The following is a 16,806-nucleotide window of genomic DNA, read 5'->3' on the forward strand; positions in this document are numbered from 1 at the left end:
TGCGACCAGGCGAAGCCGGCGAGCTGCGGCAGGAAGCGGCAGTAACTCGTCGGGCAGCAGGAGCAGTCGAACCACGGTCGACGCTCGCGGGTAACTGTTTCCCGATCATAATTCGTATCATCCACTGTGAGCGTATTAGCATAGAAGAAACGATCTCCCGAGAGGGAAATACCCGAGAGGCAGCCGTTGTAGAGCGACTGTTCCATCGCGTCGGCGTACCGTGCCTCTCCGGTCGCGTCGGCCATGCGGCGCGCGAACTGCGCGAACGCCATCGAGGCGCAGCTCTCTGCATATGCGGTTTGATTCGGCAGGTCGTAGTCGACGGTGAACGCCTCGCCGATGGCGGTCGATCCGCAGCCGCCGATCAGGTACATTCTTTTTTTCGTAACGCTGTCGAAGAGTGTGCGACAGGCGTCGAGCAGAGTCTCGTCGCCCGTGCGCATGGCAACGTCGGCCATGCCGATGTAGAGGTAGAGTGCTCGGACCGCGTGGCCGACCGCATCCTTCTGCTCGCGGACCGGAAGATGAGCCTGACGGTTCTCCAGATCGGCTTCCGAGAGAGGTACATTGCGTCGTTTGGCCTCTTCGAGGAAGAAGTTGGGTTTTCTGCCGCGTTCGTCGATGAAATATTCCGCAAGGTCGAGATACTTCTGTTCTCCGGTCGCGTCGGCGAGTTTGCACAGCGCAAGTTCGATCTCCTCGTGTCCGGGATAGCCGTGGAGTTTGCCCGGTTCGGTTCCGAAGACCGTCGCGATGTAGTCGGCGTAGCGGCAGAGCGTGTCGAGGAACTTCCGATTCCCGGTCGCGCGGAAGTGGGCGACGGCGGCTTCCATCATGTGCCCCGCGCAGAAGAGTTCATGCCGGTCGAAGACATTCTTCCAGCGCCGATCGGGTTCGACCTGGGTTCCGTAGGCATTCAGATAGCCGTCCGGTTGCTGAGCGGAGATGACGAGGTCGACGTATCCGTCGAGTTCAGCGGCGAGCTTTTTGTCCTCCGGATTCTGCGCGAGTGCGAGCGCCATGCCTTCAAGCACCTTCGCGACGTGGGCGTCCCAGAACATATGTGGACAATTCGGCATTCCGGGTTTCCAGGCGAGGCGGAATGAGTCGAATCTGCCACTCTCCCTGCATTTTGCGACTGCAGCGGGAATCGTGAATTTGCGGCAGCTTTCGATCCGCTGCGAGAAGACCGGATCGTTCAAGTGCACGGCAGTCGGCTCCACCGGAAAAAATGCTGATCTCATGGAGAAATTCCTTTCCTCGAAATGGATGTTCTGAGCGGGAGTGATGTTTTTTTCTGAAGGACGTTGTACGGCCGCAGCCTGTTTCCGTGTTATGGAATCCGCCCGTTCGTCTTTCAGATTTCCGCAACCGGAAGAGAGAAGGACAATGAACGTGGTGTGTGCGAGGATCAGCGGAAAATAGTTTTTCAACGTCGGCCACCTCTTGGTGAAAGGAGTTTCTCTTGATTGCGAAATATTATACCTCAATTTGCTTTTTGCGGCGAGAGTGATAAATTAGATGAAAAAGGAGACAATTCCGACTTCATGAAAAAGATGGAACTAGTTGAACTCATTCATGCCGGGCGTTTTGTTTCACGTGGGAGGGGGAGGCACATAACCCGGATTATCGACAGTTACGAGTTGATTTTCGTGCAATCCGGAACGCTTGAGATGTTTGAAGCGGAAAGAAATTATGCCGTTCCGGCCGGGAGTTTTCTGCTGCTGCACCCGGGACTGCGGCATGGTGGATTGTCCGCCTACGGGAACGATCTGGTTTTCTTCTGGTGTCATTTTCTGCCGCGCGGCGTCGAACGGAAGGCGCGGCTGGAGGCGATGGACACCTGTCGGGCGGTGGTTCGCCCGGAACGGATGGGGGAGTATTTTCAGCTGCTGCTCTCCGAACTGCGCGAGGTCGGCTCCGGCTGTTCGGCGGATCTGCTGGCCGAACTGCTGCTGGCGGAAGCGGAACGGATTTCTCCTGCCGCCGAAGCAGACGATTGTGTCGCTTCAGAGCTGGCGAGCCGGGCGAAGGAGTACATCATCCTTCATTTCGAGGAGTCGCTTTCGACCGCGGTTCTCGGAGAGGCGCTTCACTGCAATCCGGATTACCTGAACCGGGTCTGTCATCGCAGTTGGGGACACACCGTGACGGAGGAGATCAATCTTGCGCGGTTGCGCTACGCCTGCCGTCTGCTCTCTCAGGGAAAACTCAGCGTGAAGGAGATCGCATTCGAGTCGGGATTCAACGATCCGGCCTATTTCCGGCGGCGGTTCCGCCGGGAGTTCGGACTCTCCCCGGCGGAGTACCGCGCGGCTCATTCTCTCGGGCACGTGAATACGGCCTGAAATCCGGATCGTTTTCCGACTCATTCGAAGAACACGACCGGATAACGCAGCGTGTTGCGCTCGTCACCGACACCGGGAGCGAGCCGGATCCATCCTTCCCGCTCGTCGCCGGGAACATCACTGTCGTTCACGAGCAGATTGAATCGGAATCCCTCCCACAGCATCTGCGGGGTCAATCCGATGGCTTTGAACGGGATGTGGATTTCACAGGTCGTGACGGATCCGACACGGCCGGCCTTCGACCGGATCGCGGAGCGCGCGGCTGCGGCCGTGAATCCTTCCGGCGCTCTCCACACCCAGTGTTCTCCGCCTGCGGAAGTCAACGCGTTTCCGAGTTCCCACTCCCCCTTCTGACCGGGCAGCTGGAAAAAGAGCTGCAAGCTGTCGCCGCGCCAGATTTCGGAACCGGAGTCGTTCTGGCGGTGAATGTCATCGGTCACTTCGGCCCGGACGACCAGTTCGTCCTGTTCGATTCCACAGCTGATGCGCGCACTCAGATCTTCCGGGCCTTCCCAGATGGAGTGTCCCGGTACTTTGTCGTAGACGCTCACAACCTGTCCGCGGCGGTTGAGCACGAAATCGGGATTCTCCGGCGACAACGCGCGCGAGAGTTTCCACGCCGGATAGACCGGAATCAAAATTTCGGCTTCGCCTCCTCCCGGAATCGCGATCCGAAGCGGGAGTTGCCGCATTTCCGTACCGAGTCCGCTGCCGACGGTCAGGGTTTTGCGGATTTTCGTCCGGCTGCCGGGGACGGCTTTCAGGAGGAATTTCTTTTCCCGGATCTGAAACGGCTTTTCCGCGGCGAGTTCGCACTTCAGCATCGGAATGGAGTCGTCCGGCAATTCGAACTCCAGCGTAGCCGGCCTTCCTTCCGCAACGGGGCCGATTGTGGCGATGTTCAGCACCGGATGGAATGCGAGACGGCTGCCGCCCTCCACAACGAGGCTCTCCGGAATTCGGCCGGGCTGAAAGAGAAAACGACCGTTTTCCAGAGGCACATCGGTCGAATTGCCCATGATGTCGACCCGGCGGACGCGGGTTCCGTCGGTCGTCCCCGCGTAAAGGCCGCCGGTGGCGTCGTCGGCGGAGACTTCCCGCCAGGCTCCGAGGATAAGTTCTCCTTTTTTCCGGAACAGAAACGCGAATTCCCCCGTCCCGAGCGGCAGTTCACGATCGAAATCCGCATCCCGGTAGAGGTTCACCAGTGCCGCGAAGGCCGGATAGACCGCTTTCGGATAGAAGTCGTTTGTGACCATGCCGTAATTGTGCTCCGCATCGGTCACGCTGAAGCCGTCGTTGCGCAGATCGTACCAGGTGTAGCCGATCGCGCCGCGCGCCCGGGCGAAGATCAGTTTTTTGAAGAGCGATTCGGCCTGAAGCTGTTCCCGTCCCCCGAGCGAATGCATGGCGGTTTCGTTTGCAAACCAGGGAACGGCCGTGCCGGTCTCGCGCCGCTGCGGCAGAAACAATTCGTCGATCACCTGCCGGAACACGCCGAATTCTCCGTGCTGATGAAATGCGTGCACGTCGAATGTTCCCCGGGCGAGTTCGAGAAAACGGCGTTGATACTCGACCTGGGCCGGAGCGGTGAGCCCCGCAAAACCGCCGTTCATCATGCGCGCTTCCGGATCGGCTCTGCGGATCTCTTCGGCCGAGGCCGCGAGCAGCCGCGCATAATCTTCCACGCCGAAGTTGGCGAAGTGTGTGAGATCCGGTTCGTTCCAGACCTCCCAGAAACGGATTTTCCCGCGATAGCGGCTCACCGTGTTGCGGACGTACAAGCGCCAGAGTTCAAGATCAGGCATGGAGCGACCGTTGTTCAACCGGTCGGGCGAGCCGTCACGCATCTTTGCGTCGGCGGCTTTGCCCCACTGGTTGCAAAGCCCGAATCCGGCCTGAAGCTCCATCCCGGAAGCGGCGTATTGTTCCACCATGCGGTCGTAGAGCGTGTAATCCCACGCGCCTTTTTTCGGCTGGACGATCTCCCAGCCGGGCGAGGAACGGATCACCTTCGCGCCTGCGAGCGCACAGGCGAGCACCTCAAGTTCCCGGTCACGGATTCCCCAGCGTTCGGTATGCGTGCAGATTCCGAAAAGAAATCCCTGCGCTCGTCCCGGAGTCGGTCCGGCGGGGGTCATGCGGGCGAAGCTGATCCGCCCGGAAACTCCTTCCGAAGAGTTCTCATCCGGATTGACAAAGCGATAGTCGACGTAGTAGATTCCGTCGCGCGGAAATGGAGTCGTGTCAACAGGAATGCGCATTGATTTTCCGGCGGGCAGAGCGATGTCCCGTTCGAACTGGGCGCATTCTCCGAAGTAGTCGGAAAGCGTGAACTTTCCCTTGAGTGTGAGCGGCCTCTCCGCCCGGTTGGTCAGCACGAGTACCGCGGTGCGGCTCTTCCCCGGCAACAGCAGATGAAGCGGATGGCCTGTATCCACCGCTGCGGAGAGTGCGGCGGCGGTTTCTTTCTCCGTCCATAATTCGAGCGTTTCGAGTTCGAGCCGGAGCGAGCCGCCGCGGTTGTCGATCCGGAGTTGCTCGATTCTTACGGGCGAGGCAAGCCCGGCAAGCGGAAACGACAGGCGGTTCCGGCCGGAAACAAGGGGGAGCGCCGTGAGCAGCTGCGACTTCCCGGCGCCGTCGCGGACGCGCACTGCCACCGTGGCGTTCCCGTTTTGAAGCGTACAGCTCAGACGCAGTTCCCGGCACTCCTCCGCCGGGCGGATGGCGAACATTCGCTCGTTCAGAAAAATTTCGCCGTTCCGGTCAGCCGAGACCGTCTGTTTTTCGAGTCTGCCGGCTCCCCAGCTTTTCCAGAACTCCGCTTTTTCATCGAAGTTCCAGGAGTATTCGAGCACCGGAATCTTCTTCTTTTCCTCCGGAAAGCGGAAACGAAGTGCGCCGAACCAGACCGGACCGGAACTCTCCCGGCAGAACCCCGCTCCAAATCCGATGAGCCGTGCGGGGAAATCGATCGTCTTGTTCCCGTCGCCTCCCCAGCAACTGTTGAAGTTGCGCGGCGTGAGGCGGCAGCGGATGGTTTTCCAGCCGGGGAGATCGTCTCCGGCCGGGCAGCTCCACTGGAACACCTCGCCGGAGGCGTCGGCGATCCGGAATCCGCAGCTGTCAAGCTGCCGTCTGCCGCTGGAACTGTAATCGAGCGCGAGTTCCAGCTCCTGAAACGAGGTGATTTGGAGCGGCTTGCGCAAATTCACCTCCGCAAACTTGAAGCGGCTGAAATCCCAGCCGAGTCGGGTTGCGGGTTTCCCGTCGGGAGCGGTTGTGAATTCCAGACTTTGGCCTCGCGTTTCTCCTTTGTACAGGTAACTTCCGCCGGCACGGAGAAATGAGTTGTCCATCTCCTGCGCGCCGGAAAGAGCAGAGGCCAGCGCCAGTGTCAGCCCCGTGAAGAATGTGTACGGTTTTCTCATGATTCAGTCGACATACCAGGAGTAATGTTCCTGGAGCAGCTGGTTGTTGTCAGGATCGAAAAATACCTGACTGTTGTATTTTTTGACATGCAGACCGATGCAGAGCCCGTTCCGCTCTCCCCCCTGACCGTCGTGCCCGTATTCCGGCTTGAACTCCCACCAGGGGGCGGTATTCGTCCCGTTCTGCTGACTGTATTCGTTGCCGCCGAGAATGATGCGGTCGGAAAGCAGAACCATGTTCGGCGTGTTCCTCCCATATTTGGAGGGGTTGGAGTTGCTGATTTTGTCCAGGCGGATCGCCCGTTCGCGTGGAATGTCCTGACCGGATTTGTAGATGGCGGTTCCGTTGGTGCCGAGCCCGTAGTTGAAGGTGTAGCTGACCCGGGTTTTCTTGCTTCCCGCGATCGGATTTTTATCGGTCGGACAGGTCAGAATCGGGGCGACCGTCCGGAAACGGGCGCCGTGGCTGCCGTCTCCTCCCATGATCTGCACGAGAATCTCGTCCCATGACCATGGCTGGGATTCATCGGTACTGCCATTGGTGCGCGGCGGAAAGTAATCCCCGTTCTCATACATCGCCAGCCCCGTGCCGAGCTGTTTGAGATTGTTGATGCAGGCGGTTGATTGACCGGCGTATCTGGCCCGGTTCAACGCGGGCAGCAGCATCGATGCGAGAATGGCGATGATCGCAATTACCACCAGCAGTTCAATCAATGTGAAATATCTCATCCGTTTCTTCATGATTTTCCTCCTTCTTGTTGAAGAGTTGAAAAATTTTACAGCATCAGATTTCTGACACTGGCTCGACGATGCAGTTCCGGAGGAGTCAGAGACCGTTCCGGAAATTTTTTCTCCGGCATCAGGATGATCTCAAACGCCCGGTCCATCAGTACACGTGCCGGATAGGAGACCGTTGTGAGTGCCGGTATCGTATAATTTTCACTTCCACAGAAACAGGATGTCGCGATGACGGAAATCTCATCGGGACATCGCCTCCCCAGCTCGTTCAATGCCGCAAGGCCTGCCTGCGCGCCGGGACACGTATCGTAAAAAATGGCCGTCACTTCCGGATGCTCCTGCAGCAGTGGCAGCGTTCCATAGTACCCGGCATCGAGAGAACTCTGCCAGGAGGCGTTCACCATGGGAGACTTCCGGATGTTCTTCCAGCGCAATCTGCGATCGTACAGCGCCTGCTTGACGCCGTTCAGAAACTCCTTGCGGCTTGGAGTGAACGGTTCGTTTGCCACATAACCGATTTCGCGATGGCCGTTTTCCAAAAGCTCATTCATCAGCAGAAATCCCTGCCGGAACTGGTCGCCGCAGACGCCGTAAAGCCCCGGCATCCGGCAATCGGTGAACTGATCCGCAGCCACGACCCGCCGCGCATATTGCAGCAGCTGGTGATAAACGCTGCACGGCACACCTTCCCCCGGGGGAATGACAATGACCCCGAGCAGTTCGGTCGAGCGCTCCGCCATGGAAAACAGAATCGAGTAATCGCTTTTCGGCCGCAGTTTCACCGGAGTCAGCCGGATGTTGTGCTTCGACGCAAGCTCTTCCGCCTGATCGACCATCTCCCAGAGGATGGACCCGAAAAAATTCGGGTAAACGATGATGATTTCTCCTTGAAAACGACCGGTCCTCCCGGTTTCGCCGTCCGCATACCGGATCTCCGTGTCGCGCGGCATGACGTAGGTCCCGCTGCCGATTCGCCGCCGCACATACGATTCCCGCTCCAGTTCCACGATCACTTTGTTGACCGTACTGCGCGAAAATCCATACTTTTCGCTCAGCTCCCGTTCCGTCGGCAGCCGCGTCCCCGGCGCGCTGACCCGGATCTGTTCGAGCAATTGCAGCTTCAGGTGTTCGCTTTTTGACATCGATCAAAACCGCTTGAATCAAAGATTTTGCTATTTTTTATTGAATTGGTCTACACATATTATACCACAAAGCTGCGCCAATGTCAACTATTTTTCCGGAAAAATTTGATTTTTCCTGCCGCCGGAGGAGCCTTTGACCCGAAACGCTTTTTTCTTTCATTCCGGCGTGGGGGGCGGGCTTGAAATCGTGACGGGGGGGAGGTATATTGAACGAAGCGGGTCATTCTCTAACACAGGAGTTTTATGATGAAAAAACAGCAGATCGCCGCTCAGCTCTACACCCTCCGGGATTTTCTGAAAACCGAACCTGAAATCGCTGAATCCCTGAAGAAAGTCAAAGCGATCGGTTACGATGCCGTTCAAATTTCCGGCATGGGACCGATCGCGGAAGAGAAACTGGCCGCCATCTGCGCGGACCTCGGGCTTGACATCTGCGCAACCCACGAGGGCGGACAGATGATCGTCGAAGAGCCGGAGCGGGTCATCGAGCGGCTCGACAAACTGAACTGCAAATATACGGCTTATCCATGGCCGCACATCATTCCGGCGACGCGCGCGGAGGCGGTCGACCTCGCGCACAGGATCAACGCTTCCGCCGAAAAACTGGCCGCCGCCGGGAAAGTGCTCTGCTACCACAACCACGACATCGAATTCATGCGCATGGAGGACGGAGCGCTGATTCTCGACCTCTTTTATGACAACGCCCCCGCGCTTCAGGGCGAAATCGATACCTTCTGGGTGCAGGCCGGCGGCCAGAATCCTTCCTGCTGGGTGCGCAAACTCTCCGGACGCATGCCGCTGCTGCATCTGAAGGATTACGGCATCCACGAGCGCCAGCGTGCGATGTTCCCGATCGGTTCGGGCAATCTCGACTGGAAGTCGATCATCGCCGAAGGGGAGGCTGCCGGCGTCGAATACTTCATCGTCGAACAGGATGTCTGCCTGAAGGATCCTTTCGAGTCGCTCGCGGACAGCTTCCGTTATCTCGTGAAAAACTTCGTGAAATAATCCCGGAAACAGCGGGAGCCGGCAGATCATCCGGCGCGACACGAATCTTCTCTCGACTGCTCTGCGGGGGGGAGGCGCCGGGCGTCTCTGCCGCAGGGCATTTCAGCCGGAGTTCCTCGGGAACCCCCGGCTCCATGGTTCCCGGGGTCTTCGAACGTGGAAGGCCGCTCCGGGCACGGGATGAAGTGGTCAGCGCCGGATCTTCTCGATGATGGTGGTCGTCGAAAATCCCGGAACAAACGGTTTGAACCGGATCTCCGTCCCGGCCTCTTCGAGCGCCGCCCGTTCGGTCGGGTCGAGCTTCTCAAGCGTGTAATCGCCGCCTTTCACATAGAGGTCCGCGGCCAGTTCGCGCAGTTCGCGGTCGCACCGTTCGCCATCGAAGACCACTGCGGCATCGACGCTTGCAAGCGCGCAGAGCATGTAACAGCGACTGTACTGATCCACGACCGGCCGTTCGGGTCCCTTCAACCGGCTCACGCTCGCGTCGGAGTTCACCAGTACGAGCAGAGCGTCGCCGAGCGAACGGCTCTCGTACAGATACGCGGCGTGACCACGGTGCATGATGTCGAAACAGCCGTTGGTGATGACGAGTTTCTTCCCCTGTGAGCGCAGGGTTTCGCGCCACTTCTTCGCCTGTTCGAGAGTCATGACGCCGTCTGCGGGATTCTTATTCATGATTCCGCTCCTCCCGGCGGGATTCTTCCGACTCCTCAAGCGCCCGGACGATGACGCCCGCCTCGTGCAGCAGTGCAAGCGAAACGTCGTCGATCGAGTAGCGCGTGTGGTAGACCACTTCGCAGATTCCCGCGTTGATGATCATCTTCGCGCAGAGCAGGCACGGGCTGTAGGTCGTGTAGAGTGTCGCCCCCTTGACCGCGATGCCGTGGTAGGCGGCCTGCACGATCGCATTCTCCTCGGCGTGGCTGCAGAGGCACTGCGTGAGATTCGTCCCGGAGGGGGCGTCCGAATTGCAGCGCGGACAGCCTCCGTCCGAGCAGTTCCGCACGCCGCGCGGTGTGCCGTTGTAGCCGGTCGAGATGATCCGGCAGTCCCGCACCAGCACGGCCGCAACCTGCCGCCGCGAACAGTTGCTGCGGCTTGCCGCCACATGCGCGATGTCCATGAAATATTGATCCCAGCCAGGCCGCTTTCTCGTACTCATTGCTGCTTTTCCTTTGGTTCTGTTTGCGGTATTTCGCGGGTATCCTGCCGGCCGGAGAGCGCGAACTGCAGAATGGTGATGACCAGCAGAAACAGAAACGCCTGCGCGACCAGAATCGCCGCAGTGCGGAAATCCCCCCAGAACACCGGCAGAATCCCGAGTCCGATGCAGAGCGCCATCAGATGAACGAGCAGCACCGCCTGCCGCCGCGAGAGTCCCATACGGACGAACCGGTGCGAAATGTGGTTGTGATCGCCGATCCAGAACGGTTTCCCCTTCAACGTGCGGATCAGCACGACCATGCCGGTGTCGAAGAGCGGCAGCGCGAGGATGAACAGCGGCATCAGGATCGGGAAGCGCGAAAGCGAGAAATCGATTCCGAACCAGGTCACTTCCGCCGAGATCACCGCGGCCATGTAACCGAGAAAATGGCTGCCCGAATCCCCCATGAAGATCGTCGCCGGCGAGGTGTTGTAGAACCAGAATCCCGCACAGACTCCGCAGGTCAGAGCTGCGAGCGCCGTGATGAAGAACTGTCCGTTCAGCGCCGCGATGACCGTGAAGAATCCCATTGCGATGGTCACGGTTCCGACCGCGAGCCCGTCCATGTTGTCGAAGAAGTTGATCGAATTCATGAGCAGCATGATCCAGAAGATCGACGCCCCCCAGACCAGAACCGGATTCGTGAAGAAGATATTGACCCGCACCCCGCCGAGTCCGACCGCGATGAGCGCGATGAGGAACTGTCCGCCGAACTTGCTTCCGGCCGAGAGCGCATATTTGTCGTCCACAAGCCCGAGCAGAACCGCGAGAAATCCGCCGAGAATCAGAAATCCGAGTTTCGGAAGCGACGCTTCCAGCCCCGGCAGATGTCCCGCGATTTCGTCGAACAGCACGGCTATGCCTCCCCACATCGTCATTCCGACCGCACCCGCGATGCAGATGAACCACCCCGTGAAGATCGCCGCCCCTCCAAGCAGCGGCGTGGCGCGGCCGTGTCCCTTGTGGTTGGCCTGCGGCACGTCCATGAAATTGAATTTCCGCGCAAGCCAGCCGAAGAACGGTGTCGCCAGCAGTGTCGAAACCGCCCCCGCCAGAAACGCGAAGAGATAGATTTGATTCCAGACCGACATGAGATTCACCCCTTCCTGCACTCGCTGCGCCGGACATATTCAAAGAGAAAGATGGTCGCCGCCTGCGCCGCGTTCAGCGACTCGTAGTTGCCGGGCATCGGGATCATGACGTGCCGGGCTCCTTCGAGCGGCGTCACGCCGTTCGCTTCGCCTCCGATCACGATCACACTGCGGTCGTAGAGGTTCGGCGCGGTGAAGCAGCTTTCTCCATCGTGCGGATCCGTGAGCCAGGTTTCGGTATAGCCGAAATGTTTCGCCGCATCGCTCAGCGCGGCAAGTGTTTCGAACGAACGCAGCTTCAACGCGAATTGCGCGCCGAGCGCCGAACGAACCGCCTTGTCCCCGAAGGGATCGATCGAGCCTTTCGTATACCAGAGTTCCGAGAGGCCCGCGGCCCGCAGCGTCCGGCAGATCGTGCCGAAGTTTCCGGGATCTCCGAGCTGGTCGATCGCGAAGAGAAACGGATCCGCCGGGCGCACATGCGCCGGAGGCTCTTCCGGAATCGCGGCGACGGCGAGAATTCCCTGCGAATTGACCGTTCCCGAGAGTTCCCGCATCTTCTCCTCGCCGACGAGGAACCGTTCTCCGGGAATTGCGACCGCTTTGCATCCCGCCTCCGTCGCGACCGTAAAGCGAACCAGCTCCGGGCGGAGCGTATAAAGTTCCCGCGCCGCTCTCACCCCTTCGCAGACGCAGCACTTTGCCTTGCGGCGTCCGTGCCGGGTGTAGAGCGAACGGATCAGCGACTCATGCTTGCGCGTCAGCCCGTTCGAATTCATGCGAAATCCGCCTTACAGCGCCTTCGGTTCGGCGGGAACAGCACCGTATTCCCCCGATTCGATCGCCCGCAGCAGAGCCGCCGAGGATTCGTCCCAGCTGCTCGCAACACCCTGCGTCGAACCGTCTGACGGGGCCTGCTCCAGAAGCGCTCTGGCCCGGGCCAGATCGTTCTGGGCGACGAAGAGCCGGCCGGCGGCGAACCGCGCTTCGGCCCGCATCGCCGCCGGGAAGGTCGCATTCCCGCTCACTTCGGCAAATGCCCCGGCCGCTTCGGCGGGTTTGCCGGAGAGTTCGAGGACATACCCCCGGGCGAGCGCGACAGTCCCGTTGAGGAAGGGGTCCTCTCCGCCTTCGGCCAGCTCAAGCTGCTTGAGCGCCTCATCGTACTTCTTCTCCTTGATGCAGAGCTGTGCGAGCCGGTAACGTCCCGCCGGGGCGGCGGAGGTGTCGCCGTAGGTTTCGAGCGCCTTGGTCAGGGCGGCGATGTCCGCCGCTCCCGAGATGGCTTCCTGCGCCTTGAGTTCCGAGCTCTTCTGATGTTCCGCGGCCCAGCAGATCACGGCCACGAGCAGTGCGATTCCCACGACCACGAGCGTGAGCGGTTTCCAGTTGTCGACGAATCCCTGGCCGATCCGCTCAAAGTCGTTCATCATGGCTTTGGAGATTTCCGCGTTCAGCGCTTTCCTGTCGATTTGTTTCTTCGCCATACGTTCGATTCCTTATCGTTGAATTGTCTCAATCGTTGCTCATCAATGGTGCGAGAAGATGCGCTCGGGCGCGTGGTAGAGCGCAACGCCGAGTTCGTTCGCGCGCTTGATGACGTCCGCGTCGCGCAGCGAGCCGGAGGGGGCGATGATCGCGGTCACACCGGCTTTCGCGGCGGTTTCGACGCCGTCCTCGAACGGGAAGAAGCCGTCGCTGGACATGACTGAATCCTTCAGCGTGCCGCTGCCGGTGTATTTCTGGTTGAATTTTGCGATCGCCTGTTCGATTGCGCCGACCCGGTCCTGTTCACCGGTGCCGACCGAGAGCGTCTGGCCGTCTTTCATGATGACCACGCCGTTCGAACGGACGCTGAGGTTGACATACCAGGCGGCGAGGAGGTCGAGCTTCTGCTGTTCGGTCGCCTCGACGGTTGACTTCTGGTGCCCGCAGCGCTTGTTTTCCGCTTCGGCCGGAACCAGATCCTCGATGCCGTGCAGCGAGGTGAGCAGCGGCTGCGCCATCACGAGCGAGCCGTCGGCGAGAACCTTGAAGGTGTTGTGAATCTCTTTCGCCTCGCCGACAAAGCGCGGCAGCGAAGAGAGCGCGCCGCAGCGGATGATCCGGATGTGCCGGTTGAGCTTGTAGGTTTCGCCGTCATTGAAGATTTCGAGCACGCCGGGCGCATAGGAGGGGGCGACGACGCATTCGACGAATGTACCCATGATTTCGCGCGCGGTATCGGCGTCGACCTCGGAATTGAACGCGATCACGCTGCCGAAGGCGGCGCGGGCGTCGGCGTCGCGCGCCTTGAGGTAGACCGATTTCATGCTTTCGCCGGGCAGTCCGACCGCGGCGCCGGAGGGGTTCACATGTTTCATCACCGCGCAGGCGGTGCGGTCGAAGAACTTCACGATGTTGAGCGCGTAGGAGATGTCCTCAAGATTCGTCTGCGAGAGACCGCTCTTGCCGTTTTTCAGGATCTCCATGTCTCCGATCGCGCAGATTTCGCCGGCGGGTTTGTAGTAGCAGGCGGCCTGATGGGGGTTGGTTCCGTAGCGGAGATCGTCCACTTTCACGTAGGTGCGTCCGCCGATTGTGACTTCCGCGGGGAAGTCGCCGACATGTTTGGACAGATAGGTGTCCCGGGTCAATTCTTTTGCCATGATCTTATTTTCCGGTTAATGTTGAAAAAAATCATATCGTAGAATATAACACCGGTTGAACTTTCCGGCAAATGGAGCTATCTTCTTTTTGCAAGGAAAAAACGGGAATTATGGCAAACAAAGCACTCAAACACTCGTACAACGGATTTTTCATCACGTTCGAAGGTCCCGAAGGTTCCGGCAAAAGCACGCAGGTGCGGAAGCTCGCCGAACACTTCGCCGCCCGCGGACGCGAAGTCCTCGTCACCCGCGAACCCGGCGGAACGCCGCTGGCGGAACGGATGCGCACACTCGTGAAGAATTTCGACGGCCCGGAGAAGATGCACGCGAGCACCGAGCTGCTGCTCATGGAGGCTGCGCGCGCCCAGCATGTGCGGGAGAAGATTCGCCCCGCGCTCTCCGCTGGGACGATCGTGATCTGCGACCGTTTTGCGGATTCCACGACCGCCTATCAGGGGGGCGCGCGCGGCATCGAGCCGCCTGCGATCGACTTTCTGAACCGGTTTGCGATGGCCGAGTGCGTGCCGGACCTCACTTTTCTGCTGGACCTCCCGCCCGAAATCGGTTTCGCGCGTACCAGCATCCGGGAGGAGACCCGGGGGGAACATGACCGCTTCGAGGAGGAGAAGCTGGAGTTTCACGAGCGTGTGCGCGCCGCATTTCTGGCGATTGCCGCGCGCGAACCGGAGAGGATTCGCATTGTCGACGCAACCCGTTCTCCGGAGACGATTCACGAGGAGATTCGAGCAATTGCCGATGAGCTTGTACGATAGTTACCGGGAACGGTATCCGGTTATTCTTCAACATCTTGAAAACGCCTCCCGTACGGGGAGGCTCTCGCACGCGTTTCTGCTTCAGGCGGATTCCGAGCGCATCCGGCAGGAGTTTGCGACGGTGCTTGCGCAGCTTGCGGCGTGTCCCGAAAGCCGCGCCGGAAGGCCGTGCGGAGTCTGCCGTGTCTGCCGCGGGATTGAGGCACGCACCTTTCAGGAGCTCTATACGCTCACTCCGGTCGGGAAGATGTACGAGATCAAAATCGGCGACCGGAACAATCCGGAGCCGAACACGCTGCGCCATTTTGAAAAACAGTTTCACCTGACCAGCGTCTCCGGAGGGCGGCGCAAGGTCGGGATCATCTTCGACGCGGACCGGCTCAACGAAGAGTCGCAGAACGCGCTCCTGAAAACCCTTGAGGAGCCGCCGCCGGAGACGCTGCTCATCCTCGCGACCGGGAATCCCGCCGCGCTGCTGCCGACTACGCGGTCGCGCTGCCAGCTTCTGCCGCTTTTGTCGAACCGGTGCGAGTACGGGTTTTCGGGGGTTGAGGAGCTGGTTGCCGCACTGAACGAACTCGCCGGCCGGGCGCGCGGCAACCTTGCGCTTGCCGAGGCGCAGGCCGCTGTGATCTGCCGGGTGGCGGCGGGGCTCAACAACGACGCCGTTGCCCGGACTGCCGCGGAGTGGGAGGCGCGGGTCAATGCCGCCGCGCAGTCCGGCGACGCCGCTTACGTCAAGCGGGTCGAGGCGCAGGCGGCCGATGCGGGATACGGCGCGTACATGAAGGAGCGGGGAATGTTTTTAAGTGCGATTCACACCTTTGCCTCGCAGCTGTTTTTGCTTGCGTCGAACGTTCCGTTTGAAGCGCTTGCGAATCCGGAGCTGTTTCCGGCCGGGCCGCCGGAAGGTGTGACGCCGGAGTTCGCCGCACGGATGCTCAGGGAGGCGGATGAACTGCTGTTCACGCTCCGCTTCAATGTCAACGAAGAGCTGGCGCTGCGCGCGTTCGCAGTCGGCACAGCCATGAAATCATGAGGAGAAGTTCGATCATATGAAGAAATTATTCGGAACGGACGGAATTCGCGGTCGTGCGAACAGTTATCCGATCACCCCGGAACTTGCGCTGCTGGTCGGCAAGGCGACGGCGAAGGTGCTCGGCGGCGCGTCGGGTCATAAACGGGTCGTGCTCGGGAAAGACACGCGCATTTCGGGGTACATGCTGGAAAACGCGATCACGAGCGGATTGCTCAGCATGGGGATGGATGTGCTGGCGGTCGGACCGATGCCGACTCCGGCGGTCGCCCATTTGACGAAATCTATGGGGGCGGTCTGCGGAATCATGATCACCGCGAGTCACAATCCCGCCTGCGACAACGGCATCAAGATCTTCGCGGAGGACGGCTTCAAGCTGCCGGATTCGGTCGAACTCGAAATCGAGAAGGAGATTCTCGGCGGAAAACTCGCGGAGGACGGCGTTCCCGGCGAGGCGATCGGCAAGGCGTACCGCATCGAGGATGCGCGCGGGCGCTACATTGAGTTTGCGAAAGGATCGATCCGGAATTTGAGTCTGCGCGGGCTCAAGCTCGTTCTCGACTGCGCGAACGGCGCGGCCTACTCGATCGCGCCGCCGATTTTCCGGGAGCTCGGGGCGGAGGTGATCGAGACGGCGGTGAAGCCGAACGGACTCAACATCAACGATGGCTGCGGCGCGCTGCATCCGGAGAACATGGGCGAACTCGTCCGCAAGTACGGCGCCGACGCGGGAATCGCGCTCGACGGCGACGCCGACCGCGTGATCTTCTGCGATGCGGCGGGCAACGAGGTCAACGGCGACCGGATTATCGGGATGCTCGCGCTCTCGTTCCAGAGAGAGAAGAAACTCGCCTCGGATACGGTCGTGGTCACGAGCATGAGCAACCTCGGCCTCTCGCGCGCGATGAAGCAGATGGGGATCCGGGTCGAAGTGACCGATGTCGGCGACCGTTATGTGATCGAACGGATGCGCGCGGGCGGATTCAACGTCGGCGGGGAGCAGTCCGGGCACATCATCTTCATGGATTACGCGACGACGGGGGATGGAATCATCTCGGCGCTGCATGTCCTCAAGCTCATGAAGGAGAGTGGGAAGCCGCTCGCGGAGCTTGCCGGATTCATGACGGTTTTTCCGCAGGAGCTATGTTCGTTCGCGGTTGCTCGAAAGACGCCGCTCGACGAGCTTTCACTGCTTCCGGCGGAGATTGCGGCGTGCCGCGCGGCTCTCGGAGAATCCGGCCGCACGATCGTGCGTTACTCCGGAACCGAGAACAAGATCCGGATCCTCGTCGAGGCGGAGGCGGAAGCCGATGTCAAACACTGGATCGACCGTCTCTCCGCCGCCGCCCGGCGCGAATTGAACTGAATTCCTGTTCCGGAG

The 16,806-nt window shown here is 60.1% G+C and carries 15 protein-coding genes; 5 read left to right on the plus strand and 10 right to left on the minus strand.

Translation table 11 applies throughout. The features are described 5' to 3' along the window. Positions 1-1,244 (minus strand): beta-L-arabinofuranosidase domain-containing protein (locus Q0K10_RS06000; protein WP_294504551.1); only part of this gene is annotated, 1,244 nt, incomplete at its 3' end. Positions 1,245-1,547: 303 nt separating this feature from the next. On the opposite strand from Q0K10_RS06000, the gene Q0K10_RS06005 reads away from it, so the two are divergent. Next, positions 1,548-2,348 carry an AraC family transcriptional regulator gene (locus tag Q0K10_RS06005; protein ID WP_294504554.1) on the plus strand — a complete coding sequence of 267 codons (801 nt, stop codon included), beginning with the start codon at positions 1,548-1,550 and terminating at the stop codon, positions 2,346-2,348. Positions 2,349-2,368: 20 nt separating this feature from the next. Here the strand turns inward: Q0K10_RS06005 and Q0K10_RS06010 are convergent, their stop codons facing one another. From Q0K10_RS06010 to Q0K10_RS06020, 3 genes are read right to left on the minus strand one after another with little or no spacing between them, the layout of a single operon-like run. Then, positions 2,369-5,782, minus strand: a complete 3,414-nt coding sequence (locus tag Q0K10_RS06010) for a sugar-binding protein (protein WP_294504556.1) — start codon at positions 5,780-5,782, stop codon at positions 2,369-2,371. Positions 5,783-5,785: 3 nt separating this feature from the next. Then, entirely contained in the window at positions 5,786-6,523 is a 738-nt protein-coding gene (locus tag Q0K10_RS06015) for a type II secretion system protein (protein WP_294504558.1), read from the minus strand. A 35-nt stretch (positions 6,524-6,558) separates the two neighbouring features. Then, positions 6,559-7,662, minus strand: a complete 1,104-nt coding sequence (locus Q0K10_RS06020; protein ID WP_294504561.1) for a LacI family DNA-binding transcriptional regulator — start codon at positions 7,660-7,662, stop codon at positions 6,559-6,561. A gap of 243 nt (positions 7,663-7,905) precedes the next feature. Here Q0K10_RS06020 and Q0K10_RS06025 point away from each other — a divergent pair, with 243 nt between their 5' ends. Beyond that, positions 7,906-8,670: a sugar phosphate isomerase/epimerase gene (locus Q0K10_RS06025; RefSeq protein WP_294504565.1), complete on the plus strand. Its 765-nt coding sequence runs from the start codon at positions 7,906-7,908 to the stop codon at positions 8,668-8,670. Positions 8,671-8,859: 189 nt separating this feature from the next. On the opposite strand, the gene Q0K10_RS06030 is transcribed toward Q0K10_RS06025, so the two are convergent. From Q0K10_RS06030 to Q0K10_RS06055, 6 genes are read right to left on the minus strand one after another with little or no spacing between them, the layout of a single operon-like run. Next, complete coding sequence (locus Q0K10_RS06030; RefSeq protein WP_294504568.1) at positions 8,860-9,348, minus strand: adenylyltransferase/cytidyltransferase family protein; 489 nt, start codon at positions 9,346-9,348, stop codon at positions 8,860-8,862. Then, on the minus strand, positions 9,341-9,835 hold the full coding sequence (locus Q0K10_RS06035; protein ID WP_294504570.1) for a dCMP deaminase family protein: 495 nt from the start codon (positions 9,833-9,835) through the stop codon (positions 9,341-9,343). The genes Q0K10_RS06030 and Q0K10_RS06035 overlap by 8 nt, the downstream gene beginning before the upstream one ends. Continuing rightward, positions 9,832-10,968 (minus strand): MraY family glycosyltransferase, encoded by a 1,137-nt coding sequence (locus Q0K10_RS06040; RefSeq protein ID WP_294504572.1) that lies wholly within the window; start codon positions 10,966-10,968, stop codon positions 9,832-9,834. Before Q0K10_RS06040 ends, Q0K10_RS06035 begins: the two co-directional genes overlap by 4 nt. A 5-nt stretch (positions 10,969-10,973) precedes the next feature. After that, on the minus strand, positions 10,974-11,747 hold the full coding sequence (locus tag Q0K10_RS06045; RefSeq protein WP_294504574.1) for an RNA methyltransferase: 774 nt from the start codon (positions 11,745-11,747) through the stop codon (positions 10,974-10,976). A 12-nt stretch (positions 11,748-11,759) separates the two neighbouring features. Then, positions 11,760-12,455, minus strand: coding sequence for a tetratricopeptide repeat protein (locus Q0K10_RS06050; RefSeq protein WP_294504576.1), 696 nt, complete (start codon positions 12,453-12,455; stop codon positions 11,760-11,762). A gap of 42 nt (positions 12,456-12,497) precedes the next feature. After that, entirely contained in the window at positions 12,498-13,616 is a 1,119-nt protein-coding gene (locus tag Q0K10_RS06055; protein WP_294504578.1) for a hypothetical protein, read from the minus strand. A 110-nt stretch (positions 13,617-13,726) separates the two neighbouring features. On the opposite strand from Q0K10_RS06055, the gene tmk reads away from it, so the two are divergent. From tmk to glmM, 3 genes are read left to right on the plus strand one after another with little or no spacing between them, the layout of a single operon-like run. Next, positions 13,727-14,389 carry a dTMP kinase gene (gene tmk / locus Q0K10_RS06060; protein ID WP_294504579.1) on the plus strand — a complete coding sequence of 221 codons (663 nt, stop codon included), beginning with the start codon at positions 13,727-13,729 and terminating at the stop codon, positions 14,387-14,389. Continuing rightward, positions 14,373-15,428: a hypothetical protein gene (locus tag Q0K10_RS06065; RefSeq protein WP_294504581.1), complete on the plus strand. Its 1,056-nt coding sequence runs from the start codon at positions 14,373-14,375 to the stop codon at positions 15,426-15,428. The genes tmk and Q0K10_RS06065 overlap by 17 nt, the downstream gene beginning before the upstream one ends. A gap of 16 nt (positions 15,429-15,444) precedes the next feature. Beyond that, entirely contained in the window at positions 15,445-16,791 is a 1,347-nt protein-coding gene (gene glmM, locus Q0K10_RS06070; protein ID WP_294504585.1) for a phosphoglucosamine mutase, read from the plus strand. Positions 16,792-16,806 lie beyond the last annotated feature (15 nt).

The organism is uncultured Victivallis sp. (assembly GCF_944391105.1).
GTDB lineage: Bacteria > Verrucomicrobiota > Lentisphaeria > Victivallales > Victivallaceae > Victivallis.

Excerpts from the sequence above, each read along its gene's own strand:
- glmM (WP_294504585.1), top strand. The coding sequence starts at position 15,445 with ATGAAGAAATTATTCGGAACGGACGGAATTCGCGGTCGTGCGAACAGT.
- Q0K10_RS06010 (WP_294504556.1), bottom strand. The coding sequence starts at position 5,782 with ATGAGAAAACCGTACACATTCTTCACGGGGCTGACACTGGCGCTGGCC.
- Q0K10_RS06015 (WP_294504558.1), bottom strand. The coding sequence starts at position 6,523 with ATGAAGAAACGGATGAGATATTTCACATTGATTGAACTGCTGGTGGTA.
- Q0K10_RS06055 (WP_294504578.1), bottom strand. The coding sequence starts at position 13,616 with ATGGCAAAAGAATTGACCCGGGACACCTATCTGTCCAAACATGTCGGC.
- tmk (WP_294504579.1), top strand. The coding sequence starts at position 13,727 with ATGGCAAACAAAGCACTCAAACACTCGTACAACGGATTTTTCATCACG.
- Q0K10_RS06050 (WP_294504576.1), bottom strand. The coding sequence starts at position 12,455 with ATGGCGAAGAAACAAATCGACAGGAAAGCGCTGAACGCGGAAATCTCC.
- Q0K10_RS06065 (WP_294504581.1), top strand. The coding sequence starts at position 14,373 with ATGAGCTTGTACGATAGTTACCGGGAACGGTATCCGGTTATTCTTCAA.
- Q0K10_RS06045 (WP_294504574.1), bottom strand. The coding sequence starts at position 11,747 with ATGAATTCGAACGGGCTGACGCGCAAGCATGAGTCGCTGATCCGTTCG.
- Q0K10_RS06005 (WP_294504554.1), top strand. The coding sequence starts at position 1,548 with ATGAAAAAGATGGAACTAGTTGAACTCATTCATGCCGGGCGTTTTGTT.
- Q0K10_RS06025 (WP_294504565.1), top strand. The coding sequence starts at position 7,906 with ATGATGAAAAAACAGCAGATCGCCGCTCAGCTCTACACCCTCCGGGAT.
- Q0K10_RS06020 (WP_294504561.1), bottom strand. The coding sequence starts at position 7,662 with ATGTCAAAAAGCGAACACCTGAAGCTGCAATTGCTCGAACAGATCCGG.
- Q0K10_RS06040 (WP_294504572.1), bottom strand. The coding sequence starts at position 10,968 with ATGTCGGTCTGGAATCAAATCTATCTCTTCGCGTTTCTGGCGGGGGCG.
- Q0K10_RS06035 (WP_294504570.1), bottom strand. The coding sequence starts at position 9,835 with ATGAGTACGAGAAAGCGGCCTGGCTGGGATCAATATTTCATGGACATC.
- Q0K10_RS06030 (WP_294504568.1), bottom strand. The coding sequence starts at position 9,348 with ATGAATAAGAATCCCGCAGACGGCGTCATGACTCTCGAACAGGCGAAG.